The 22234-nt window shown below is 71.0% G+C and carries 19 protein-coding genes; 9 read left to right on the top strand and 10 right to left on the bottom strand.

What is annotated here, in order from left to right; genetic code table 11:
- The first annotated feature begins 14 nt into the window (after positions 1-14).
- Genes FLV34_RS19995 through FLV34_RS20005 form a run of 3 tightly spaced genes read left to right on the top strand, consistent with a single transcriptional unit; the run spans position 15 to position 5445 of the window.
- Positions 15-1721: a hypothetical protein gene (locus FLV34_RS19995; protein WP_147943777.1), complete on the top strand. Its 1707-nt coding sequence runs from the start codon at positions 15-17 to the stop codon at positions 1719-1721.
- Between the two features lie 41 nt (positions 1722-1762).
- Positions 1763-3529 (top strand): sugar-binding domain-containing protein, encoded by a 1767-nt coding sequence (locus tag FLV34_RS20000; protein WP_147943778.1) that lies wholly within the window; start codon positions 1763-1765, stop codon positions 3527-3529.
- Between the two features lie 8 nt (positions 3530-3537).
- On the top strand, positions 3538-5445 hold the full coding sequence (locus tag FLV34_RS20005; RefSeq protein ID WP_147943779.1) for a hypothetical protein: 1908 nt from the start codon (positions 3538-3540) through the stop codon (positions 5443-5445).
- Positions 5446-5564: 119 nt separating this feature from the next.
- On the opposite strand, the gene FLV34_RS20010 is transcribed toward FLV34_RS20005, so the two are convergent.
- Positions 5565-6209 (bottom strand): TetR/AcrR family transcriptional regulator, encoded by a 645-nt coding sequence (locus tag FLV34_RS20010; RefSeq protein ID WP_142646008.1) that lies wholly within the window; start codon positions 6207-6209, stop codon positions 5565-5567.
- Positions 6210-6285: 76 nt separating this feature from the next.
- On the opposite strand from FLV34_RS20010, the gene FLV34_RS20015 reads away from it, so the two are divergent.
- A complete protein-coding gene (locus FLV34_RS20015; protein ID WP_147943780.1) occupies positions 6286-7566 on the top strand; it encodes a GH1 family beta-glucosidase in 1281 nt (426 codons plus the stop codon).
- Here the strand turns inward: FLV34_RS20015 and FLV34_RS20020 are convergent.
- Positions 7548-8450: a hypothetical protein gene (locus tag FLV34_RS20020; RefSeq protein WP_142646010.1), complete on the bottom strand. Its 903-nt coding sequence runs from the start codon at positions 8448-8450 to the stop codon at positions 7548-7550. The two genes, FLV34_RS20015 and FLV34_RS20020, sit on opposite strands and share 19 nt — an antisense overlap.
- A 205-nt stretch (positions 8451-8655) precedes the next feature.
- On the opposite strand from FLV34_RS20020, the gene FLV34_RS40585 reads away from it, so the two are divergent.
- Positions 8656-8826, top strand: a complete 171-nt coding sequence (locus tag FLV34_RS40585; RefSeq protein WP_187280674.1) for a hypothetical protein — start codon at positions 8656-8658, stop codon at positions 8824-8826.
- Between the two features lie 123 nt (positions 8827-8949).
- Complete coding sequence (locus FLV34_RS20025) at positions 8950-10386, top strand: aldehyde dehydrogenase (protein WP_147943781.1); 1437 nt, start codon at positions 8950-8952, stop codon at positions 10384-10386.
- Positions 10387-10552: 166 nt separating this feature from the next.
- Here FLV34_RS20025 and FLV34_RS20030 read toward each other — a convergent pair whose 3' ends face one another.
- Positions 10553-11308, bottom strand: a complete 756-nt coding sequence (locus tag FLV34_RS20030; protein ID WP_261985843.1) for an alpha/beta hydrolase — start codon at positions 11306-11308, stop codon at positions 10553-10555.
- 276 nt (positions 11309-11584) lie between these two features.
- On the opposite strand from FLV34_RS20030, the gene typA reads away from it, so the two are divergent.
- Positions 11585-13438, top strand: a complete 1854-nt coding sequence (gene typA, locus FLV34_RS20035; protein WP_142646011.1) for a translational GTPase TypA — start codon at positions 11585-11587, stop codon at positions 13436-13438.
- Positions 13439-13622: 184 nt separating this feature from the next.
- Here typA and FLV34_RS20040 read toward each other — a convergent pair whose 3' ends face one another.
- Entirely contained in the window at positions 13623-14201 is a 579-nt protein-coding gene (locus tag FLV34_RS20040; RefSeq protein ID WP_142646012.1) for a PadR family transcriptional regulator, read from the bottom strand.
- Positions 14202-14307: 106 nt separating this feature from the next.
- Here FLV34_RS20040 and FLV34_RS20045 point away from each other — a divergent pair, with 106 nt between their 5' ends.
- Positions 14308-15468, top strand: a complete 1161-nt coding sequence (locus FLV34_RS20045; protein ID WP_147943782.1) for an FAD-dependent monooxygenase — start codon at positions 14308-14310, stop codon at positions 15466-15468.
- Between the two features lie 65 nt (positions 15469-15533).
- Here the strand turns inward: FLV34_RS20045 and FLV34_RS20050 are convergent, their stop codons facing one another.
- From FLV34_RS20050 to FLV34_RS20070, 5 genes are all read right to left on the bottom strand, one after another.
- Positions 15534-16508, bottom strand: a complete 975-nt coding sequence (locus FLV34_RS20050) for a helix-turn-helix domain-containing protein (RefSeq protein ID WP_142646014.1) — start codon at positions 16506-16508, stop codon at positions 15534-15536.
- A gap of 122 nt (positions 16509-16630) precedes the next feature.
- The gene (locus FLV34_RS20055; protein ID WP_142646015.1) at positions 16631-17380 is read right to left on the bottom strand and encodes an SDR family NAD(P)-dependent oxidoreductase; all 750 of its coding nucleotides are present in this window, start codon (positions 17378-17380) and stop codon (positions 16631-16633) included.
- On the bottom strand, positions 17377-18480 hold the full coding sequence (locus FLV34_RS20060; RefSeq protein WP_205829937.1) for a 2,3-butanediol dehydrogenase: 1104 nt from the start codon (positions 18478-18480) through the stop codon (positions 17377-17379). Before FLV34_RS20060 ends, FLV34_RS20055 begins: the two co-directional genes overlap by 4 nt.
- A 4-nt stretch (positions 18481-18484) precedes the next feature.
- Positions 18485-19756 (bottom strand): MFS transporter, encoded by a 1272-nt coding sequence (locus tag FLV34_RS20065; protein WP_142646016.1) that lies wholly within the window; start codon positions 19754-19756, stop codon positions 18485-18487.
- 30 nt (positions 19757-19786) lie between these two features.
- Positions 19787-20320 carry a 2,4'-dihydroxyacetophenone dioxygenase family protein gene (locus FLV34_RS20070; RefSeq protein WP_142646017.1) on the bottom strand — a complete coding sequence of 178 codons (534 nt, stop codon included), beginning with the start codon at positions 20318-20320 and terminating at the stop codon, positions 19787-19789.
- A gap of 297 nt (positions 20321-20617) precedes the next feature.
- Here FLV34_RS20070 and FLV34_RS20075 point away from each other — a divergent pair, with 297 nt between their 5' ends.
- Positions 20618-21301 (top strand): superoxide dismutase family protein, encoded by a 684-nt coding sequence (locus FLV34_RS20075; RefSeq protein ID WP_142646018.1) that lies wholly within the window; start codon positions 20618-20620, stop codon positions 21299-21301.
- Positions 21302-21344: 43 nt separating this feature from the next.
- Here FLV34_RS20075 and FLV34_RS20080 read toward each other — a convergent pair whose 3' ends face one another.
- Positions 21345-21971, bottom strand: a complete 627-nt coding sequence (locus FLV34_RS20080; RefSeq protein WP_142646019.1) for a DUF2461 domain-containing protein — start codon at positions 21969-21971, stop codon at positions 21345-21347.
- Positions 21972-22234: the final 263 nt, after the last annotated feature.

Genomic DNA, 22234 nt, shown 5'->3' on the forward strand with positions numbered 1-22234 from the left:
AGGGACCCCCGTACGTGAAGATCCCCGCCACGACCGCGACCGTCCGCGTGCACCCGGCCCGCCGCGCCGACCACCCGCTGTCGAAGTCGAAGTTCGCCGTCTTCAACAGCGGCATCGTGCACGCCCCGACCTACCGCCGCGACGAGGCCGCGCTGCGCGCCGCGCATCCCGAGTCGGTCCGCATCGACATCGGCTGGGGCGCCCAATGGATCGGCTACGAGCGCCCGATCAGCACGCCCACGCCGGACGGCTTCGTCTACGACTTCTCCGAGCTGGACGAGATCGGAACGTTCCTCAACGGCCTCGGCATCCGCCCCTACTGGTCGTACTGCTACGTGCCGGCCCCCTACCAGCCCGAGGGCGGCGACTGGCGCGACCTCGCCGACGACGCCGGCTGGGCGGAGATGGTCCGCGCCTACGTCGCCGGCGCCCGCGAGCGCGGCGTCAAGGTCGGCTACCACGAGGTCTACAACGAGCCCGACCTGCGCGACGAGAAGACCGGCGAGGCCGTCTTCTACGGCGGCGACCTGGACGACTACCTGCAGCTCTACCGCACGGCCGCGCCCGCGATCCGCGAAGCCGACCCCGACACCCCGGTGGGCGGCCCGGCCCTGGCCATGGTGCTGCCGAACGAGCACTGGATCCCGGCCTTCCTCGACACCGTACGGTCGGAGAAGCTGCCGCTGGACTTCTTCTCCTTCCACCACTACGGCACCCACAGCGTGCATGTGGCCCTGGAGAAGGTGCTGCGCCACCTGGAGGAGCGCCCCGACCTGGCGGACGTGGAGGTGCACCTCAACGAGTACAACTCCTACCCGGTGCACTATCCGCGCGGCGGCACCCAGGACGGCCACCACATGGCGGCGGCCCTGCTCGCCGACTTCGCCACGCTCCTCGCCGCGCCGGGGCTGACGAAGGTGAACTGGGCGCAGTTCCTCGACAGCGGCCAGGACAACTACTCGGGCATGGTCACCATCGACGGCGAGCGCAAGCCGGTGCTCAGCGCGTACGAGTTCTACCAGAACATGCCGACCGATCGCTGTGTGATCGAGATCGACGGCCCGCCCGAGGTCGGCGGGCTGGCCGGCGTCGAGCCCGGCCGGCTGAGCGTGGCCGTGTGGAACCGCTCGCCCCGCGCCGTGCGGGTCCGCCTCGACCTGGGCGAGGGCACGTACGAGAGCGTCGCGCTGCGCAGGATCGACGACGGCAACGACGGCGCCGAGGCCGAGCACCTGCCCGCCGAGCGCTTCTGGGATCTGGAGCTGCCCCGCGGCGGCGTCGCCCTGCTGGAGGCGACCGACACCGCCGCGCGGACCGCCCCGCCCGCCCCCGCAGGCGCCGTCCGCCGGGTCCGCCACCGCTACACCGCCCGCACCACGAGCGCGTGGGCCGACCTGGACGAGGCCACCACCACCTTCCGCCTCGGCACCGCGACCGACCCGCACGCCGTGCCCGTCATCACCGCCGACCTGGAGGGCTGCGGCGAGACGATCACCGTCACCGGGCGGCTCACCGACGCGTCCGGCGCGCCCCTCACCGGCGGACGGCTCGTCGTCCGCATCGACGGCGGCCTCGGGCAGAGCCGCGAGGTCTACCTGGACGAGCAGGCCCCGCAGACGGTGGACCTCACCGGCCTCGCCGCCGAGCTCGGCCGGGCGCGCGTCACGGTCGCGCTGCGCGACGCGCCCGAGCACGCCTTCGCCACCGTCACCCTCACCTGACCACCCTCACCAGCGCATCATCGGGGACCTTAAGGAGTACCGTGCCCACGCCCTTGCACGACCAGCATCCGCGCCCGCTGCTGGCCCGCGCCGACTGGCAGGACCTCGGCGGCGACTGGCGGTTCGCCTACGACGACGGCGACGTCGGCCTCGCCGAACACTGGCAGCGCCGCGATGACGTGTTCGACCAGACGATCACGGTGCCCTTCCCGCCGGAGTCCCCGGCCAGCGGCATCGGCGACACCGGCTACCCCCCGGTGCTGTGGTACCGCCGCACCGTCGAGGTGGCACCGCCGGAGGCGGGCCGGCGGGGGGTGCTGCGCTTCGGCGCGGTCGACTACCGCGCCGACGTGTGGGTGAACGGCGAGCACGTCGCCTTCCACGAAGGCGGCCAGACCCCGTTCGGCGCCGACATCACCGACGCGCTGTCCGCCGACGGCCGGCAGGTGATCGTCGTACGCGCCTTCGACGACCCGCACGACCTGGAGCAGCCGCGCGGCAAGCAGGACTGGCAGGAGCGCCCGCACGTCATCTGGTACGAGCGCACCACCGGCATCTGGCAGCCCGTCTGGCTGGAGGAGGTGCCCGCCGACCACGTCGAGCACCTGCGCTGGACGCCCGGCGGCACCCCCGGCGAGGTCGATCTGGATCTGCGGCTGGCCCGCCGCACCACCGGACCTGTCCAGGTGACGGTACGGCTGGAGCTCGACGGCCGCGTGCTGGCCGAGGAGACGTCCACCGTCACCGGCTACCGGCTGCGTACGCGCCTGGTCGTGCAGGACGGCGACCACGACGCCGAACCGCACCACCTGCAGTGGACGCCCGAGCGGCCGACCCTGTGCCAGGCGACGATCACCGTCCACGGCGAATCCTCCGAGGACGTCGTGCACAGCTACGTCGGGTTCAGGACGGTCGGCACCGACGCCCGGTCGTTCCTGCTGAACGGCCTGCCGTACAAGCTGCGCATGGCCCTGTCGCAGGGGTACTGGCCGCAGTCGCACCTGGCCGCCCCGGACGCGGCGGCGCTGCGCACCGAGGTCGAGCTGATCAAGCAGCTCGGCTTCAACGGCATCCGCGTCCATCAGAAGGCCGAGGACCCGCGCTTCCTCTACTGGTGCGACCGGCTCGGCGTGCTGGTGTGGGCCGACGCGGCGGCCTCGTACTCGTTCAGCCCGCGCTCGCTGGCCCGCATCACGCGCGAGTGGATCGAGATCGTCGAACGGGACGCCGGCCACCCGTGCGTCGTGGCCTGGGTCGCGTTCAACGAGAGCTGGGGCGTGCCGCAGGTGGCGCATTCGGCCGCGCAGCGCGACGCCGTACGCGGCCTGTACCACCTGCTCAAAGCGCTCGACCCGAGCCGGCCGGTGATCGGCAACGACGGCTGGGAGTACGTCAGCGGCGACCTGCTCGGCGTCCACGACTACACCCACGACCCCGAGGCCATCCGCGACCGCTACGCCGCCCGCCTGGAGGACACCGTCGCCACCGGACGGCCGGGCGGCCGTGCGCTCACCCTCACCGGCGACGCGCCCGCCGTGCCGGTGGTGCTCAGCGAGTTCGGCGGCTTCACCCACGCCCCCGACGACCCCACCACCTGGACCGGCTACGGCGTCGCCGACACGCCCGAGCAGCTCCTCGAACGGCTCGGCACGCTGCTGGACGCCGTGCACGAGGCCGGCGACCTGGCGGGGTTCTGCTTCACCCAGCTCACCGACACCGGACAGGAACGCAACGGACTGCTGACCGAGGACCGCAAGCCCAAGGCCGACCCCGAGTCCATCGCCCGCATCATCCGCGGCCGGAGGTGACCGCACCCATGAAAAGACCGTTGAGAACCCTCGCCACCGTCGCGACCACCCTGCTGATCAGCACGGCGCTCGCCGCCCGGCCCGTCCACGCAGCCGACGCCACCGTCACCGCCGACTTCGCCACCCCCGTCGACTACCCCCTCGTCAAGAGCAAGTTCGGCCTGTTCAACAGCGGGTACGTGTCGCCGGCCCGTTGGAAGCGCGACGCCGCCAAGATGGCGGCGCTGCGGCCGGCGCGGGTGCGCTGGGAGACCATGTGGGGCAACGAGCAGCACGGCTGGACCCCCTTGGTCACCGGCTCGCCCGCCTACCCGCGCTACCACTTCGCGCAGATCGACCGGCTCGCCGACCTCATCAAGACCGCCGGCGCGCAGCCGGTGCCCGCGCTCACGTACACGCCCGGCATCCTCAAACCGCCCGGCGGCAACTGGAACGACCCGCCCAAGGACCCCTCCGTGTGGGCCACGAAGATCGTCCCCGCCCTCGTCGCCCACTGGAAGAAGACCGGGCGGCGCGCCGGCTCGTACGAGATCTGGAACGAACCCGACCTGCCCGGCGTGTTCTGGACCGGCACCCAGCAGCAGTACCTCGACCTGTACCGCGACGCCTCCCGCGCCATACGCGCCGCCGACCCGGACGCCTACGTCGAGGGCCCGGCGCTGTGCTGCGTGGGGTGGAAGACCGAGTTCGTCAACCGCGTCCTCGCCGACAACCTGCCCTTGGACGGCTTCTCCTTCCACGCCTACACCGACGCCACCGACGGCAGCCTGGAGAACAACTACCAGGGAGCCACCGACTCCGGCCTGACCGCATACCGGATGGCCACCGTCGACGACAACCTCAACGAGTACAACTGGTCACACGACTTCACCGTGCCCACCGACGTCATCACCCACCGCGGGGCCGCCGAGCTGCTGAAGAGCTTCAAGGCGCTGCTGGCCAAGCCGTGGATCACGCACGTCGAATGGGCGCAGTTCCAGGACCCGGTCTGCCCCACGACCTGCGACGTCATCGGGCTGCTCGACCGCGAGGGGCACGTGCGGGCCTCGTACAACGCTTTCAAGCTGTACGCCGGCATGCCCGTGGCCCGCAAGCAGCTCACCATCGACGGCGCCGTCGACGGCCTGGCCTCCTCCGACTCCCACAAGTCCGGCGTGCTGCTCTGGAACACCTCCGGCACCACCCAGGACGTCACCGCCTCGTTGACCAACATCCCCTTCGCTGAGGGCGACTTCCGCGTCTACCGCATCGACGCCGACCACGCGAGCTACGAGGACAACCCCGCCAGCGAGACCCTCACCCCCGTCGAGCAGCAGCTCGGCGTCTCCACCGCCGGCCTGACCTGGACGGGCACCATCCCCGACCACGGCATCGTCTACCTGGAGGCCGAGGACGGCACCGGCACCTCGTCCCTCGACCCGGTTGACGTCGGCACCGTCATCCGCGACCTGCAGTACATGCCGAACCACGGCAAGAAGAGCTACGCGAGCTTCGACCGCCGCACCTGGACCGCCGAGATCGGCATGGGCACCGAGACCTGGGCCGACACCGCCGCCGGCGTCGTGGCGACCGACCTCCCCGGCACGTTGCGCATCCGCGCGGAGAGCACCGGCACCTTCCAGAACCTCGACGCCAACAGCCTGCACGGCGTGCGCATCGACTTCGAGACCGCCTCCGGCTACACCAAGGGGGTGCTGCTGCACGGCGGCCTCTACAACAGCACCCGATCCGCTCCCATGCCCTGGGGCACCAAGCGGCAGGCCGACCAGGTCATCCACGTCACCGACTTCTCCGACTTCACCGTCAACCTGCCCGACCTCGCCCCGCCCGGCTGGACCGGACGCGTCACCATGAGCTTCCACCAGCAGAACACCGGCCCCGGCACCCGCACCCCCTTCCCCGTCCGGCCCGCCTGACACCCCGGCCTGTGCGTCCTTCCCGCCGTACCGGGTTGCGGCGGGGAGGACGCACACATTCGGACGACGCGCGCAGCGGGCACCGGCATACCGGCGATACAGGCGAAGGCCGAAGCGTCTCAGGCCAGGTGGTCGGAGAGGTAGCGGCGGACGAGGCGTTTGCACTCGGCGATGAGGTCGGGGTCGCCGTCGGGGTGGACGCGGAAGGCCAGTTTGAGCACGGCGTCGGCCGCCTCCACGGCGACGACGAAGGCGCGCGACAGGCCGTCGCCCGGCGCCACGCCGAGCCGGTCGACGATGAGGGAGCGCAGCCGGTCGGCCACGATCACGTTGTTCTCCAGCGCCTCGTCGAGCATCCGCTGGGTGCCGGGCAGGGCGGGGCCGCCGGGAGCGGCGAGCACCTCGCCGAAGTCCACCACCCCGAAGCCCGGCGTGGTCCGCTTCATGCGGACGAACTCGTCCACGACCAGGTCAACGGTGTCGGTCCAGTCGGACAGCGGCACGGCGGCCAGCCGGGACGCGATCCGGTCGAGGTACGCCTCAAGGTTCCGCAGCGCGAGCGCGCGGACCAGGCTCTGCTTGTCGGTGAAGAACTGGTAGAAGGTCCCGATCGGCACCTCGGCCCGGCGGGCGACCTCCTTGGTGGTCAGGGCGGCGTACCCCACCTCGTCGAGCAGCAGGGCGCACTCGTCCAGCATGCGCTCGACCCGCTCCTGACTGCGGCGCTGCGCGGGCCGTCGGCGTAGCGCTCCCCCTGTCGTCATTCCGCCATTCTCTCCCGCTTTTCGACCAACCGAGCTAACATGAGTTTCCCTCATATTAGCTGAGAGAGGCGGCACTATGTTCCTCTGGGGCACGGCCACCGCGTCCTACCAGATCGAAGGCGCGGTGAACGAGGACGGCAGAGGGCCCTCCGTCTGGGACACCTTCTCGCACACGCCGGGAAAGGTCCGCGACGGGCACACGGGAGACGTGGCCTGCGACCACTATCACCGCTACGCCGAGGACGTGGCGCTGATGGCCGGCCTCGGCGTCAACGCCTACCGCTTCTCCATCGCCTGGCCGCGGGTGATGCCCACCGGCGCCGGGCCGGTCAACCAGGCCGGTCTCGACTTCTACGACCGCCTGGTCGACGCGCTGTGCGAGCGCGGCATCACCCCCGTGCCGACGCTCTTCCACTGGGACCTGCCGCAGGCGCTGGAGGACGAGGGCGGCTGGCTCAGCCGTGACACCTCCCGCCGTTTCGCCGACTACGCCGCCGTCGTGGCCGAACGGCTGACCGACCGCGTACGGATGTGGATCACGCTCAACGAGCCGTTCGTCCACATGGTGGAGGGATACGGCCTGGGCATCCACGCCCCGGGCAGGGCGCTCATGTTCGACGCGCTGCCGGTGGCCCACCACCAGTTGCTCGGGCACGGCCTGGCCACGCAGGCCCTGCGGGCGGCCGGGGCGGAGCAGGTGCTGATCACCAACAACTGCACCCCGGTCTGGCCCGCCTCGGACTCACCGGAGGACCTCGCCGCCGCCGAGACGTACGACATCCTGCACAACCGGCTGTTCAACGACCCGGTCCTCACCGGCGCCTACCCCGACCTGACGGCGTTCGGCGTCGAGATCCCCGTACGGCCCGGCGACCTGGAGACGATCGGCCAGCCCCTCGACGGGCTGGGGATCAACTACTACAACCCCACCCGGATCGGAGGTCCGGGCGGCGACGGCCTGCCGTTCCGGTTCGAGGAGATCTCCGGCGTTCCCACCACCGCGTTCGGCTGGCCCGTCGTCCCCGACGGCCTGCGCGAACTGCTCGACTCCCTCAAGGCCAGGTACGGCGAAGCGCTGCCGCCCGTCTACATCACCGAGAACGGCTGCTCGTACGACGGCCTGGACGACCAGGAGCGGATCGCCTACCTCGACGGCCACATCACGGCCATGCGCCGGGCGGACGTGGACCTGCGGGGCTACTTCGTCTGGTCGCTGCTGGACAACTTCGAGTGGGCCGAGGGCTATCACCAGCGGTTCGGGCTGGTCCACGTCGACTTCGAGACCCAGGAGCGCACCCCGAAGGCGTCCTACCACTGGCTGCGGAAGTTCCTGGAGGCTCAGAGCACCGACACGTGAACGTGGTCGTAGTGGTTGGCGGTGATGCCGCCGCGGTCGGACATCATCCGCCAGCCGGTCCGCGTGCGCATGTCGTAGTAGCGCTGCTGCCAGATGATGTACATGATCCCGTACTCGCTCGCGTGCTGGATGCACCACTGGGCGAGGGCGTCGCCGCGCTCCTTGGCCACGGCGTCGGGCATGCGGCCGCCGCTGCTCATCATGAAGTCGCAGGCCCTGCCCTTGCCGTGCTCTCCCGGGTCGCCGGCCCGCAGGCAGCCGACGCCGAACGGCATCGGGAACTGGGACATGATCGCGTTGCGCGTCGAGATCATGCGCTGCGTCAGGCCGGTGCCGGCGTCGGGCGTCTGGAAGCCGTACTTCAGCAACATCCGCTCGATCTCGCCGCGCTTCGCCTTGAGCTCCTTGATGTGGTCCTGCAGCTTGTCGATCTCCTTGGCGGCCGCGGCGGCGGCCTTCTTCTGCTTGGCGACGAGATCCTTGACGCCGTTGAGCCGCTCGGTCCTGGCGGTGCCCAGATAGGCCAGCGTCGCCAGCGAGCTGGGGTCGGCCGACAGGGAGAAGATCCGGGAGGCGTCCGCGCCCCCGCTCATGTACGAGGTCTGGGCGAACGCGGCCACCTGCCGCTGGGCCGCGAGCAGGTCCGACTTCAGCTTCTTGACGTTGCTGGACGCCTTCTGCGCGGCCCTCTTCGCGTCGTCCAGGCTGAGGATCTCGCCGCGATACTCCTTCTGGAGCGCGGCGGCCTCCTGGGTGAGCTTGCGGAGCTTGGCCTGCTGGTCCGGCTCGGCCTCGGCGGTGAGCTCACCCGAGATGGCGCCCGAGACGGACGGTGCGATGAGCAACGCGGTGGCGACCACCGCAAGCCTGGCCCAGCGCCGCACGCGACCTCCACTCGGATTCGGCCTGAAACTATAGGAGACGATCTTTACGTCTGCTACCGGAACAGGTGAAACTCTTGGGCCCAAAGCGGACACTCGCCAAGTTTCTCGTTTTGCGACAAACGGCTGGCAGCAGTGGCCGGTCGGCCTGACGGCGTACGCGGGCGGGCCGGAGCCCGCGCTGAACGACTGGGCGCGCAGCGACAGCATGCTCGACGACGGTGCCGGCATCACCACGAAGGACCACGAAGGACCACGAAGGACCACGAAGGACACGGTCTACTTCGGCTTCGGCGCGGAGGGTGCGACGACCCAGGCGATGCGGACGGACCTGGTCCGCCGCGCCCTGACGCACCTGCTCGGCAAGCCGCATCGGTAGAACCCGCGGCCCGGCCCGTGCCACCCGGCGCGGGCCGGGCCCCGGCGGCTCTTGCCAAGGCCGAGCAGAACATGGTTCGGTCTCACTGAGTGCGCGAAGACGCGCCCGAGCAGGAGGCAGGCCATGCTGCAGCACGACACGCTGTTCATCGGGGGCGACTGGGTGGCCCCCGCGGGCACCGACACGATCGAGGTGATCTCCCCCCACACCGAGGAGGTCGTGGGCCGGGTCCCGGACGGCACCGCCGCCGACATGGACCGGGCCGTCGCGGCCGCCAGGGACGCCTTCGACAACGGGCCCTGGCCGCGGATGACGATGGCCGAGCGTGCGGCGGTCGTGGGCCGGCTGGCGGAGATCTACGAGGCCCGCCAGGCCGAGATGGCCGGGATCATCACCACCGAGATGGGCTCCCCCATCACGTTCTCCCAGCTCGCCCAGGCCCCGCAGCCGCTGGGCATGCTCAAGTATTACGCCGGTCTCGGCGCGACGTTCCCCGTAGAGGAGGAGCGGCCCGGCCTGTTCGGCCCGATCGTCGTCCGCCGCGAGCCGGTCGGCGTGGTGGCGGCCGTCGTTCCCTGGAACGTCCCCCAGTTCGTGCTCATGACCAAGCTGGCCCCGGCCCTCGTCGCGGGCTGCACCGTGGTGGTCAAACCGGCCCCCGAGACGCCGCTCGACTCCTACCTGCTCGCCGAGATGATCCAGGAGTCCGGCATCCCCGCCGGGGTCGTCAACATCGTCGCGGCCGGTCGCGAGGCGGGCGAGCACCTGGTCTCCCACCCCGGCGTCGACAAGGTCGCCTTCACCGGCTCGACCGCCGCGGGTCGCAGGATCGCGTCGATCTGCGGCGAGCAGCTCAAGCGCTGCACGCTCGAACTCGGCGGCAAGTCGGCGGCGATCATCCTGGACGACTGCGACCTGCCCTCGGCCATGGGCTTCCTGTCGATGGCCTCACTCATGAACAACGGCCAGGCGTGCGTCGCGCAGACCCGCATCCTCGCCTCCCGCAACCGGTACGACGAGGTGGTCCAGGCCGTCGCCGAGATGGTCACGGGCCAGCCGGTGGGCGACCCCGCCGACCCTGCCACCGGGATCGGGCCGCTGGTGGCCAGGCGGCAGCAGGAACGGGTCGAGGGCTACATCAGGGCGGGCATCGAGGAGGGCGCCAAGCCCGTCGTCGGCGGCCTCGACCGGCCGTACGACCGGGGCTGGTACGTCGCCCCGACCGTCTTCGCCGGGGCCACCAACGACATGCGCATCGCCCGCGAGGAGATCTTCGGCCCGGTGCTCACGGTGATCCCGTACGAGGACGAGGCGGACGCCGTGCGGATCGCCAACGACAGCGACTACGGCCTGTCGGGCTCGGTCTGGACCGCCGACACCGAGCACGGCATGGACGTCGCCCGCCGGGTGCGCACCGGCACCTACGGCGTCAACATGATGCACACGCTCGACCCGAACACGCCGTTCGGCGGCTTCAAGGCCAGCGGCCTCGGCCGGGAGCTCGGCCCCGAGGGCCTGGCCGCCTACCTGGAGACCAAGTCCATCGCCCGCCTGGGCTGACGCGTCCCTCCGGCCCGGCGCGGCGTGCGTGCCGCACCGGGCCGGTGAAACCGCCCAGCGCGCCCCCGCGACGCTGGGCCACACCGTGTGAGGGTGTGCGCCGATCCCCCAATCGGCGGTGCGGGCGGAGACGACCCAGGATCCGCACACCCCCTATAGACGCCCCTTATGGGGATTTGGTTCTAGAAATCCACTGACCAATTTTCCGTACGAGGTCAGGGGTGGCCGCGGCCTCCGCGTGGCCGTAGCCGGGCTCGATCCACAGCTCCTTCGGCTCGGCCGCGTGCTCGTACAGCTGGTAGGCGTGCTCGGTGGGGAAGAACGGGTCGCTGTCGCCGTGCACGATCAGCAGCGGCGTGGGCGCGATGAGGGCCGCCGCCTCGTACGGCGGAAGCGGCACGGGGTCCCACCCGCCGCCGGCGATCCTGGTGCGCTTGACCAAGCGGGCCGCCAGCCGGCCGTGCCAGCGTTCGATCGCCCAGTGGACCTGCCGCATGGGCTTGGTGCCGCGGTAGTACCAGCGGGCCGGGCCGCTCACCGACACCACCCCGTCCACGCCGCCGTGCAGCGCGGCATGCCGTACGACCACGGCGGCGCCCATGGAGAAGCCGACGGTCGCGACGCGCTTGTAGCCGATCGCGCGGGTGTGCTTGACCGCCGCGTCCACGTCGAGGACCTCCAGGTCACCCACGGTCGACTGGCCGCCGGAGCGGCCGTGCCCCCGGAAGTCGAACGACACCACGCCGCCGAACCGCGACAGCACGTGCACGATGCGCCGGGTGTCCGGCCCCCTCCAGGTGCCGGTGAAGCCGTGCGCGACGACGATGCCGAGATCGAGTGAACTGTTGGGCGTGTGCGCCGCGTCGATGCGGACACCGTCCGCCGTGCGCAGCATCGCTCCGAAAGCAGCAGCGAGAGCCATGCCCCCGACCTTATTTCCCACCACTTCACCCCCTGTGCGACGGGGATCTCGTCCAGCCACGCTGAGGAACAGCACCATCTAGAAAGTTCCCAGGGCGTTGCCGATGGAATGCGGCTCGCGGCGGCGGTGTTGCCATCCAGGGTCCCGTACGGCGGCGGCGTGTGGCGGCGACGGGGATCAACTAAAATGGGTAGGCCGTGTATGCGGCGGATGTGCGTCTCGCTTCGGTCCCGGGACGCGGACGACACCCCGACGAACCAGAGCGAGAACTTCACTATGCCTATGAACACCCGCGACGACCTGCGGAACATCGCGATCATCGCGCACGTCGACCACGGCAAGACCACGCTGGTCGACGCGATGCTGTGGCAGTCCGGAGCGTTCCGGGCCAACCAGGACGTCGACGAGCGGGTCATGGACTCCAACGACCTGGAGCGCGAGAAGGGGATCACCATTCTCGCGAAGAACACCGCGGTCAGGCACGGCGGCATGACCCTGAACATCATCGACACGCCCGGCCACGCCGACTTCGGCGGCGAGGTCGAGCGCGGCCTGTCGATGGTGGACGGCGTGGTCCTGCTGGTGGACGCCTCCGAGGGCCCGCTGCCGCAGACCCGCTTCGTGCTGCGCAAGGCGCTCGCCGCGAAGATGCCGGTGATCCTGTGCATCAACAAGGTCGACCGGCCGGACGCCCGCATCGCCGAGGTCGTCGACGAGGTCTACGAGCTGTTCATCGACCTCGACGCGACCGAGGAGCAGATCGACTTCCCGATCGTGTACGCCTCGGCCAAGGCCGGGCGCGCCTCGCTGGAGCGCCCCGCCGACGGCGGGATGCCCGACTCCCCCGACCTGGAGCCGCTGTTCGAGACGATCAAGAACACGATCCCGGCGCCGGTCTACGACCCGTCCGCGCCGCTCCAGGCCCACGTCACCAACCTCGACGCCTCCAGTTACCTGGGCCGGATCGCGCTGTGCCGCGTCCACCAGGGCACGATCCGCAAGGGCCAGCAGGTCGCGTGGTGCCGCACCGACGGCAGCGTGCAGCGCGTCAAGATCTCCGAGCTGCTGATGACCGAGGCGCTGGAGCGCAAGCCCGCCGAGGAGGCCGGGCCCGGCGACATCATCGCGATCGCCGGCATCCCGGACATCATGATCGGCGAGACGCTGGCCGACCCCGACGACCCCCGCCCGCTGCCGCTGATCACGGTCGACGAGCCGGCGATCTCCATGACGATCGGCACCAACACCAGCCCGCTGGTCGGCAAGGTCAAGGGCGCAAAGGTCACCGCCCGCCTCGTGAAGGACCGCCTCGACAAGGAGCTGGTCGGCAACGTCTCGCTACGCGTCCTGCCCACCGAGAGCCCGGACTCCTGGGAGGTGCAGGGCCGCGGCGAGCTGGCCCTGGCGATCCTCGTGGAGCAGATGCGCCGCGAGGGCTACGAACTGACGGTCGGCAAGCCGCAGGTCGTGACCAAGGTCATCGACGGCAAGGTGCACGAGCCGGTCGAGCGCCTCACGGTCGACTGCCCGGAGGAATACCTGGGCGCCGTCACCCAGCTCCTGGCCGTACGCAAGGGCCGCATGGAGCACATGACCAACCACGGCACCGGCTGGATCCGCATGGAGTTCCTGGTGCCGGCGCGCGGCCTGATCGGCTTCCGCACCGAGTTCCTCACCGAGACCCGCGGCACCGGTCTCGTGCACCACGTGTTCGAGACGTACGAGCCGTGGTTCGGCGAGCTGCGCACCCGCAACAACGGCTCGCTGGTGGCCGACCGCGCGGGCCAGGTCACCGCCTTCGCCATGATCAACCTGCAGGAGCGCGGCACGCTGTTCGTCTCCCCCGGCACCGAGGTGTACGAGGGCATGATCATCGGGGAGAACTCCCGCTCCGACGACATGGACGTGAACATCACCAAGGAGAAGAAGCTCACCAACATGCGCTCCTCCACCAGTGAGGAGACCGAGAAGGTGATCCCGCCGCGCGTCCTGTCCCTGGAGCAGGCCCTGGAGTTCATCCGCGACGACGAGTGCGTCGAGATCACCTCGGAGACCGTGCGCATCCGCAAGGTCGTCCTCGACGCGGCCAGCCGTGGCCGCGCCGCCGCCCGCGCCAAGCGCGGCAACTGAGCTCCACCATCCGAAGCCCCCGCCGGCCCGATCGGCGGGGGCTTCGGCTTTCCCGCCCGCCCCCACCCGCACCCGCGCCGCCCCACGCCCGGCCTGGCCTATCTCACGCCGCCCCGCACCGGCCTGGCCCGGCGCGTCCGGGCCCCGCTCGCGGCCGGCTCACGGGACCTGCCGGGACGAGCGGTCAGGAGTCTCCGGTGGGCCAGGTCAGCCGGCCCGCGCGCAGGTCGTCCACGATCGACCGCAGCCAGCGCTCCTCCGCCTCGGTGACCGCGAGCAGATACTCGCTCTCGATGGCGGTCACCCTGGGCAGGTCGTCCGTCTGCGCCGCCAGGGCGGCCTCCAGGCCCGCCCTCGTCTCCGCCAGCCGCTCGGCACGGCGTTCCAGCAGCCGCAGCGCGTCCGCGGGCGGGATCATCATCAGGTGTGACAGTGCCGCGGGGAACTGCGGGAACTCCTGCTTCGGCACGGCCAGCATCTGGTCCAGCCACTCGCGGGCGACGCGCCGTCCCGCATCGGTGAGTTCATAGACGGTCCGCTCCGGATAGGCCGGGTCACGGGTGGTCTCGCGGACCGCGATCAGCCCCTCGGCGTGCAACCGCTCGATCGTGCGGTAGAGCCCGGCCCGCTGGCTCACGTTGACGACCTGGTCCTTGCCCCACTGCTTGATCAGCCGCTGCACGGCGTACGGGTGCATCGGCTCGTGGTGCAGCAGCGCCAGCACGGTCAGGGCGAGCGGGGAACTGCGAAGGGAAGCGCTCATGACCCACATACTAGCTTCAAACGAACTAGTTGACGAGTAACTAGTTTTAATGCAACTATCTCCTTGCGAGCGATCAACGGCTCGCTAAGGACGAGGAGTGGTGAGCATGAGCAAGGTGACCAGCGCGTTGGTGATCGGCGGCGGCATCGCCGGGCCGGTGACGGCGCTCGCTCTGGCCAAGGCGGGCATCCGGGCGACGGTGTACGAAGCCCACGACAGCGCAGCGGACGGCGTCGGGGCGATGCTCAGCCTGGCCCCGAACGGGATCGACGCGCTGCGGATCGTGGGAGCGGACGAGGCCGTACGGGCCGTGGGACAGCCGGTCCCCGGCGTCGTGATGGCCGACGGCGCCGGGAACCGGCTCGCCGAGTTCGGCGGGTTCCCCGGCCTGCCGCCCACGCTGGCGATGCCGCGCGCCGCCCTCTTCCGTGCCCTGGCCGATCACGCGGTGACGGCGGGCGTGCGGATCGAGTACGGCAAGCCGCTCGTCTCCGCCGAGGAGACCCCTGAGGGGGTGACCGCCATGTTCGCGGACGGCACCACCGCCACCGCCGACGTGCTGATCGGCGCCGACGGCATCCGGTCCACGGTCCGCACGCTGATCGACCCCGGCGCTCCCGGCCCCGAGTATGGCGGGGTCCTCAGCTTCGGCGGCTACGCCGGCGACGGCGGTGTCCGGGCCGATGAGGGCGTCATGCACTTCGCCTTCGGCCGCACCTTCATCGGCTACTGGCGGCTGCCCGACGGCCGCATCTGCTGGTTCGCGAGCCTGCCCCGCACCGAGCCCCTCACCTACGCCGAGGTCGTCCGCACGCCCGCCGCGGACTGGCTGGCCCGCCTGCGCGACCTCTACGCCGGTCACGTCCCGGGCGAGAAGCTGCTGGCGGGCACCGACCCGGCGGACCTCATGATCACCGGCCCGATGGAGCGCATGCCGTCGCTGCCGCGCTGGCACCGCGGCCGCATGGTCCTCGTCGGCGACGCGGCCCACGCCCCGTCGTCCAGCTCAGGCCAGGGCGCCTCGCTGGCTGCGGAGAGCGCCGTCGAACTGGCCCGCTGTCTGCGCGACCTGCCGCCGGCCGAGGCGTTCGCGGCGTTCGAGCGCCTCCGGCGCCCCCGGGTGGAGATGATCGGCGGCGACGCCGCGGCCAAGAACAAGGCCAAGGCCGGGCAGGTCGGCGACAGGCCCGCCATGCCGACCCCCGAGCAGATGTTCGCCCCCGTCCACCGGCACCACATCGACTGGGACGCGCCCGTCACCGCCTGACCGGCGGGGCGGCACCGGCAAGAGGCGTGAACGGCCGGTGAGGATGGCCTCGTGCACCGACTCGGTCAGCCGGCGAGACGCTCCCGGGCGGCCTCCCGCACCTCGCTCGGAGTGCGCCCGAAACGGTTGCGGAAGACCCGGGCGAAGTGGGCCTGGCTGGAGAACCCCCACCGGTAGGCGACGTCGGCGATCCGCGTCTCCCCCGCCCGGGGCTCTCCGAGCTCGACACTGGCCCGCTGCAGCCGACGTTCCAGGATGTAACGGGCCGGGGTCGTGCCGGCCGCATCGAAGATCCGGGCGAGCTGCCGCACCGAGATCCCGAGGACGCGAGCGACCTCCGCGGCGTTCAGCCGCGGGTCGTGCAGGTGTCGCTCGATGTGCTCCTTGGCGATGACGAGCTGGGCCGCGGAGGGAGTCGATCCACCGGAACGCTCCAGCGTGAGCAGGCGGATCAGCCCGAGCACGGCGCGCTGCGTCTCCTCCGGGCCGTCGCCGCCGCGCATCCCGACGAGCTCGCCGAGCAGCGAGCGCAGGCTCGACACGAGCGCGCCCTCGTGCGCGCCGCCCCGGCCGAAGAGCATCGGCACCGGAACGCCGTCGGGCCGGCATGCCTCGGCGAACAGGTCGTGCGGGATGTCCACCAGGATCTGCCGCATCGACGAGGAGAAGCCGAAGAGGTACGGCTTGCGCGTGTCGTAGACCAGTAGGTCGCCGGCCGACGCGGACACGCAGCCGTTCTCGTGCAGGAAGACCGCCTCGCCCCTGAGCAGCAGGCTGGCGAAGACCGAGTCCTTCGGCGTGGACCTCGCCATCTGCGGGGTCCGCTCGATCACGTGCGCGTTGCCCGCGATGTCCGCGAGCCGTACGTCGCCGAGCCGCATATTGATCTGCCTGGCCAGCAGGCCCCGGTCGGAGTAGGACCGGCAGGAAAGGCCCACCAGCGTCTTGCGGTTGTACTCTTCCCAGTAGTCGATCCGCTCCGCGGGCGCGACGTTCTCCGTCGTCGCCCGGGAGATCACGGAGACCGCGTTCGCGGGCATCACAGATCTCCTCACCGCTTCATGCCCTGGATTGCCTGACAGACCAAGCCCTGCTGCACGTGGCCCGGCTGGCGTCGGCATTTGCCGGGCCCGCCTTCCTTAGCGCAGCAGTATGTCCGGAATCAGACGCAAAGGTAACCCCCGTCCACCGGAAGCACCGCCCCTGTGATGTACGACGCGGCGGGCGAGCACAGGAACGCGATCACCTGGGCGACGTCGCCCGGCCTGCCGTACCGTCCCAGAGGGATGCGGGCCAGGACCTCCGCCGCGGCCCGCGGGTCGTCGAGCAGGCCCCGGGCGAGCGGGGTCTCCACGAACCCCGGCGCGACCGCGTTCACGCGGACGCCCTCGGCCGCGTACTCCGCCGCGAGCGACCGGGTGAGCTGGGAGACGCCTCCCTTGCTCGCGCTGTACGCCGGCCTGTCCCTGCTGCCGAAGAAGGCGAACATGGAGGAGACGTTCACGACACAACCGCCCGTCTTCGCCAGGTGCGGCCGGGCGGCCTCGCAGGCGACCATGGTGGCGGTCAGGTTGACGTCGATCACGCGCCGCCACCGGTCCAGGTCATACTCCCCGCGGTCGTGGCTGACGCCCGCGCAGTTCACCAGCATTCCGATCTCCGGCTCCGCACGGACGAGCCGGGCCAGACCATCCCGGTCGAGGACGTCGTGCTCGATCACGCGGACGCGCGGATGGGCCGGCCGCTCGCCGGCGACCTCGGGCGCCAGGCCGAGGGCCACGACGTCGGCGCCGAGCTCGGCGAGCAGGGTGGCCGTCGCCGCCCCGATCCCCGACGTCCCGCCGGTGACGAACGCCGTACGGCCGGCGAACAGGTCACCGCGGAATCCGCTGGACGTGGACTGATCGGTCATGTGCGTGCGCTCCCTTCGCCTGGCCGCACCAGAACCTTGATCTGATCGCCGCCGCCCAGCAGGGCCTCGAACCCGTCACTGACGACGTCTCGGAGGGGGATGGTGGAGGTGACGATCGCCGTGAGGTCCACGCCCTCCTCGACCAACCGGATCAGGTCGGGATAGACGTCCCGATAACCGACCGTGGCGATGATCGACTGCTCCCTGTTGACCAGCGCGAACGCGTCGATGCTCACCGTCCCGGCGAGCCCGGCCAGCACGACCCTGCCACCGCTCCTGGTCGCCTCCAGGCAGGTGCGCAGGGTGCCTTCGGAGCCGACCACCTCGAACGCCACGTCCGCGCCCTCGCCTCCGGCCGCCCGCCGCATCAGGCCGGGCAGGGCATCGCGGTCGGCCACTCGCACCAGGTCGGTCGCGCCGAGCCGGCGGGCCAGGTCGAGCCGCGCGGGGGAGAGATCGGCGACGATCACCCGGCCGGCGCCCTCCCGCACCGCCAGCATCACGATGAGCAGGCCGATCGGGCCGAGGCCGACCACCGCGACCGTCTCGCCCGCCCGCAGTCCCGACCGGCGCAGCGCGTGCAGGGCGACGGCCGCCGGTTCGAACACGGCCGCCTGCTCCAGAGGGACCGTGTCGGGCAGGCGGTGCAGCATGTAGGCGGGTACGGTCGCCCGCTCCGCCATTCCGCCGTGGCCCATGAGCCCGGCGAAGCCGAAGTGGCGGCAGATGTTGTACTCGCCGTTCCGGCAGCGAGGGCAGGTGCCGCAGCGGTAGTGCGGCTCCACCGCGACCCGGTCGCCGGGCGCCAGGCCCCGCACTTCCGGGCCGACCTCGGTGATCGTGCCGCAGAACTCGTGGCCGAGGACGAGCGGCGCGGTCACCCCCGACTCGGGATGGGGGTGGGTCACCGGGATGGCGTGCGGCCCGTCGGCGTACTCGTGCAGGTCACTACCGCAGATGCCGCAGTAGGCGACCGCGAGGGTGACCTCCCCGGTGCCGGGGGCGCGGACGGCGACGTCGACGACCCGGACGTCCCGCGCCCCATACCAGACGGCAGCCCGCACGAGGCCGTCCAGCGGGCCGTTCACCGGGCCGTTCACCGGGTCACCTCCGCCGCCTGCGGCGCAGCACGGCCGGAGCCGTCTCCCGCAGGGCGAACGAGAGCAGGACGACGATCAGCGCGCCGCCTGCCGCGATGAACATCGCGGTCTGCAGGCCCCACAGGTCGGAGGCCCACCCGGAGATCATCGGGCCGAGGAACCCACCGGCCAGCTCGCCCACGCCCATGATCAGGCCGAGGGCCGTGGCCAGCGTGCCGGGCGGCACGGTCTCTGCCGGGATCGTGGCCATGAACAGTGTGAAGCACCCCAGCCCGGTGTAGGTGAAGATCATGATCAGGCCGAGCAGCGCCGGGCTGGAGACGTAGACGATCGCGATGGGGCAGAGCACCGCGAGGGCGGTGAAGCCGATGAGTGCCGGCTTGCGGCCGATCCGGTCGGAGATGCCGGGGGTGGCGAAGCCCCAGAGCACCCAGGCCACGCCCAGGCAGGTCATGACGCCGCTCATGGTGCCCGGCGTGAACCCCTTGACCTCCGTCAGGTACGTGGGGGTGAACGTGATGAGGGTGACGAACCACGTCAGGTAGCAGCAGGCGATCAGCATGCAGATCACCACGTTGCGCAGCCTCAGCACGTCCTTCAGCGCAAGCTTGGACTGTCCGGCGGCGCCGTCCCGTGCGGTCTCCGACGCGGTCCTGATGAGCGGCGGCCGCTCCCGGACGAACCTGGCGATCAGCGCGGCGATCACCAACCCGGGGATGATGGTGACGTAGAACGCGATGCGCCAGCCGTAGGACTCGGCGATCCACACCACGACGCCCGGGGCCACGATCCCACCGAGCAGACCGGCGGACGAGCCCTGCAGCAGGCCCATGTTCAACCCGCGCCGGCTTTCCCGGGACGCCTCCACCATCAGGGACTGCGCCATCGGGAGCACCGCCCCCTCGGCCGTCCCCATGAGGGCACGCGCGGCGAGCAACCCGGCGAAGCCCGCCATCAGACCCGACGCCGACGAGAAGAGCGAGAAGAGCACCACAGCGGCGATGAGGATCGGCTTGCGCCGGCCGAGCCTGTCGGACAACCGGCCGGCCACCATCCCGGCCAGCGCCCAGGTGAGTGCCAGCACGCCGGACAACGTGCCCAGCTCGCCGTTGGACAGCCCGAAGTCCGCGTCCATGTACGGGGCGAGGAAGGACAGGGCCTGCCGGTCGAAGAAGACGAACCCGAAGGCCAGGAAGAGAAGGAGGAGAAGGCGGTTCTCGTACCGCCTCGCTTCGCGTTCCACTCCGTGGGGGGTGGACGTCGTGATGTGGGTCATCGCGTTCCTCGTTGGGGGGCAGGCCGGTGATCAGCGGAACAGCGAGTTGACGTAGTCGGCGCCGATGCCCACCTTCTCGTAGTGCTCACGGCACATCGCGATGTAGTCGTGGACGTCGAAGATGCCCTGGGCTTCGCCGTTCTCGTCGAGCCACACGAGGGGCCCCTTGACGATGAAGAACGTCTTCATCGGCTCGCCGCTGTCGTAGGCCACCAGCGTGTGGCCCTCGCCCGGAGCCTCGTAGACGAAATCGCCCGCCGTGGCGGTCCAGGGGCGCTCCAGATAGCCCCACTTTCCGGAGATGGTGTAGGCGAACACCTCGTGCGGGTGGTAGTGCCGGTTGACCAGCCCCGCCTCCTTCGCCCGGAGGATGTCGGCCCAGCTGTTGTCCTTGACGTTGATCCAGAGAGGACGCGACCCGACGGTCTCGCTGAACGGCACGTAGTAACGGTCGTCATCGGTGGCGACCTTGGAAAGGTAGACCTCCGGCAGCGCGTCCGGCTTCTGCGAGTTCTCGATCGGCTTGAGGTTCTTCCAGAACTCCGACGTGGGGGTTTCGGGCATGTTTCCCTCTCCTTACGTGTGTTGTTGGAGAGTGAACCCTTCGCGGCGTCGGTCGTCTTTCCTGTCTCGGACATCGCCGCTTGCCTATTCCGGACGTGCCGCAGCGCTTGTGCCCGCACGGCTCACAGGCCCGTCGCCCTTTCGGCGACGGCGCGCCCTCGAGGCGGGCGACGGGGCACGGGGCTCTGACGGCAAGAGCGGGTAAACGGCCGGTACGGATGACGTCGTGTGCCGCTCCCCGATCAGCCGGGGCGTGCTCTGCTGTCGCAGGCAACGAGTGTCTGAGGAGGAGCGACCATGCCCCGCACAACCCGTATAGCCCTGGCCGCCGGGCTCGCCCTGGGACTCACCGCCGCTGCCGCCCCTGCCGTACCGGTGCTGGCCGCCGGGATGACGGCGGCCTCGGCCCCGCAGGCCGGCCCCGGTGACTCGGCGGGCGCGTCGGCGAACGAGCCGGTGGTCGAGTCGGCGGGCGGGTCCGCGACCGCCGTCATCAAGAACGTCACCGGGCGGACCCTCGGCACCGTCCGGGTCGAGCGATACGACGCGAAGAAGTCGCGGGTCAGCGTCAGCGTGCGGGGGCTCACTCCCGGGTTCCACGGCTTCCACGTCCACTCCACCGGGGTGTGCGACGCGCACTCCGTCGACCGGGCGACGGGCAGCGCCTTCTCCAGCGCCGGAAGCCACCTCGGCCCGGGGCAGCACGGCGGCGGAGCCGGCGACATGCCCCCGCTGCTGGCGGCCGCGGACGGCACCGCCTCCGCGTCGTTCGTGACCGACCGGTTCACCCTGGAGCAGCTGGGCGACGCCAACGGCAGCGCGTTCGTGGTGCACGCCGCGCCGGACAACTTCGCGCACATCCCGGACCGGTACTTCCACCGCCCCGATGCCGGCGGCGCCGTGGGCCCGGACGCGACCACGCGCAAGACCGGCGACGCCGGTGCCCGGATCGGCTGCGGCGTCGTCAAGGTCCACGCCTGATCCGGGTCCGCCGCCTCGCGGGCAGCCTCACTCGCGGGCAGCCTCAGGAGATGTGGCGGCGCAGCCAGTCGACCAGCGGGACCAGCGCTCGCCAGGTCGAACGGACCCGGTCGAGGGTCTCGGGGGTGTGCAGCCATGGCTCCGGCTCGAACCGCCGCCCGGCGTGCAGCGTCTTGTGCCGGAGAAGGTCGAGCCGGGGATGGTCCTCCGGCGCGCCGCGGGGACGGGTCTTGAGCCGGTCGCCGCCGACCTCGATATCGCCGGGCAGGGCCCCGAGGATCTCCTCCAGCAGGGGCCCGGCGGTGTCGTCGTCCACGGCCTCGCGGAAACGTGCGACCTGGTCGCCCGACCCCCACCAGCCCGCCGCCACGTAGAGACCGTCGGCGTCCACCTGGACGTAGTAGCCCACGCCCTCCACGCCCACGCCGCAGTAGGCCCCCTGATGCGTCTTGTATGGCGACTTGTCCTTGGAGAACCGGACGTCGCGGTACGGCCGGAACAGGTGGGCCGGTCCGAACTCCGGCTCCAGCTCGTCCATGAGCGCGAGCATCGGCCCGCGCACACCCGTCTCGTAGAACCCCTTGTGGGCCGTCCAGTACGCCTTCGAATTGTCGGCGACGAGGCCCTCGTAGAAGATGAGCGCCTCGTCAGGGAACCCGCTGAAACCCATGCCACCCACCTTCGCACGCCCCACCGACAGTCCCGGGACCGGGACCGGGACCGGCACAGGCACCGGGGCCGGGGCCGGGATCACGATCGAGACCGGCACCGGGGCAAGCACCGAGAGAGCGACCAGCACAAGCACCGGGACCACGGCCATGACCGGGACAGGGACCGGGACAGGGACCGGGACAGGGACCGGGACAGGGACCGCGACCAGCACAAGCACCGGGACCGAGACCGGCACAGGCACCGGGACCACGGCCATGACCG

It is taken from the genome of Microbispora sp. CSR-4 (genome assembly GCF_008033685.1).
Classification (GTDB): Bacteria; Actinomycetota; Actinomycetes; order Streptosporangiales; family Streptosporangiaceae; genus Microbispora.

What these genes read in the sequence shown, in the direction of transcription:
- FLV34_RS20055 (WP_142646015.1), bottom strand. Translation starts at nt 17,380, where the DNA reads ATGACCGATCAGTCCACGTCCAGCGGATTCCGCGGTGACCTGTTCGCC.
- FLV34_RS20045 (WP_147943782.1), top strand. Translation starts at nt 14,308, where the DNA reads ATGAGCAAGGTGACCAGCGCGTTGGTGATCGGCGGCGGCATCGCCGGG.
- FLV34_RS20025 (WP_147943781.1), top strand. Translation starts at nt 8,950, where the DNA reads ATGCTGCAGCACGACACGCTGTTCATCGGGGGCGACTGGGTGGCCCCC.
- FLV34_RS20040 (WP_142646012.1), bottom strand. Translation starts at nt 14,201, where the DNA reads ATGAGCGCTTCCCTTCGCAGTTCCCCGCTCGCCCTGACCGTGCTGGCG.
- FLV34_RS20070 (WP_142646017.1), bottom strand. Translation starts at nt 20,320, where the DNA reads ATGCCCGAAACCCCCACGTCGGAGTTCTGGAAGAACCTCAAGCCGATC.
- FLV34_RS20050 (WP_142646014.1), bottom strand. Translation starts at nt 16,508, where the DNA reads ATGCCCGCGAACGCGGTCTCCGTGATCTCCCGGGCGACGACGGAGAAC.
- FLV34_RS20015 (WP_147943780.1), top strand. Translation starts at nt 6,286, where the DNA reads ATGTTCCTCTGGGGCACGGCCACCGCGTCCTACCAGATCGAAGGCGCG.
- FLV34_RS20030 (WP_261985843.1), bottom strand. Translation starts at nt 11,308, where the DNA reads ATGGCTCTCGCTGCTGCTTTCGGAGCGATGCTGCGCACGGCGGACGGT.
- FLV34_RS20080 (WP_142646019.1), bottom strand. Translation starts at nt 21,971, where the DNA reads ATGGGTTTCAGCGGGTTCCCTGACGAGGCGCTCATCTTCTACGAGGGC.
- FLV34_RS20005 (WP_147943779.1), top strand. Translation starts at nt 3,538, where the DNA reads ATGAAAAGACCGTTGAGAACCCTCGCCACCGTCGCGACCACCCTGCTG.
- FLV34_RS20075 (WP_142646018.1), top strand. Translation starts at nt 20,618, where the DNA reads ATGCCCCGCACAACCCGTATAGCCCTGGCCGCCGGGCTCGCCCTGGGA.
- FLV34_RS20010 (WP_142646008.1), bottom strand. Translation starts at nt 6,209, where the DNA reads ATGACGACAGGGGGAGCGCTACGCCGACGGCCCGCGCAGCGCCGCAGT.
- FLV34_RS40585 (WP_187280674.1), top strand. Translation starts at nt 8,656, where the DNA reads ATGCTCGACGACGGTGCCGGCATCACCACGAAGGACCACGAAGGACCA.
- typA (WP_142646011.1), top strand. Translation starts at nt 11,585, where the DNA reads ATGCCTATGAACACCCGCGACGACCTGCGGAACATCGCGATCATCGCG.
- FLV34_RS20065 (WP_142646016.1), bottom strand. Translation starts at nt 19,756, where the DNA reads ATGACCCACATCACGACGTCCACCCCCCACGGAGTGGAACGCGAAGCG.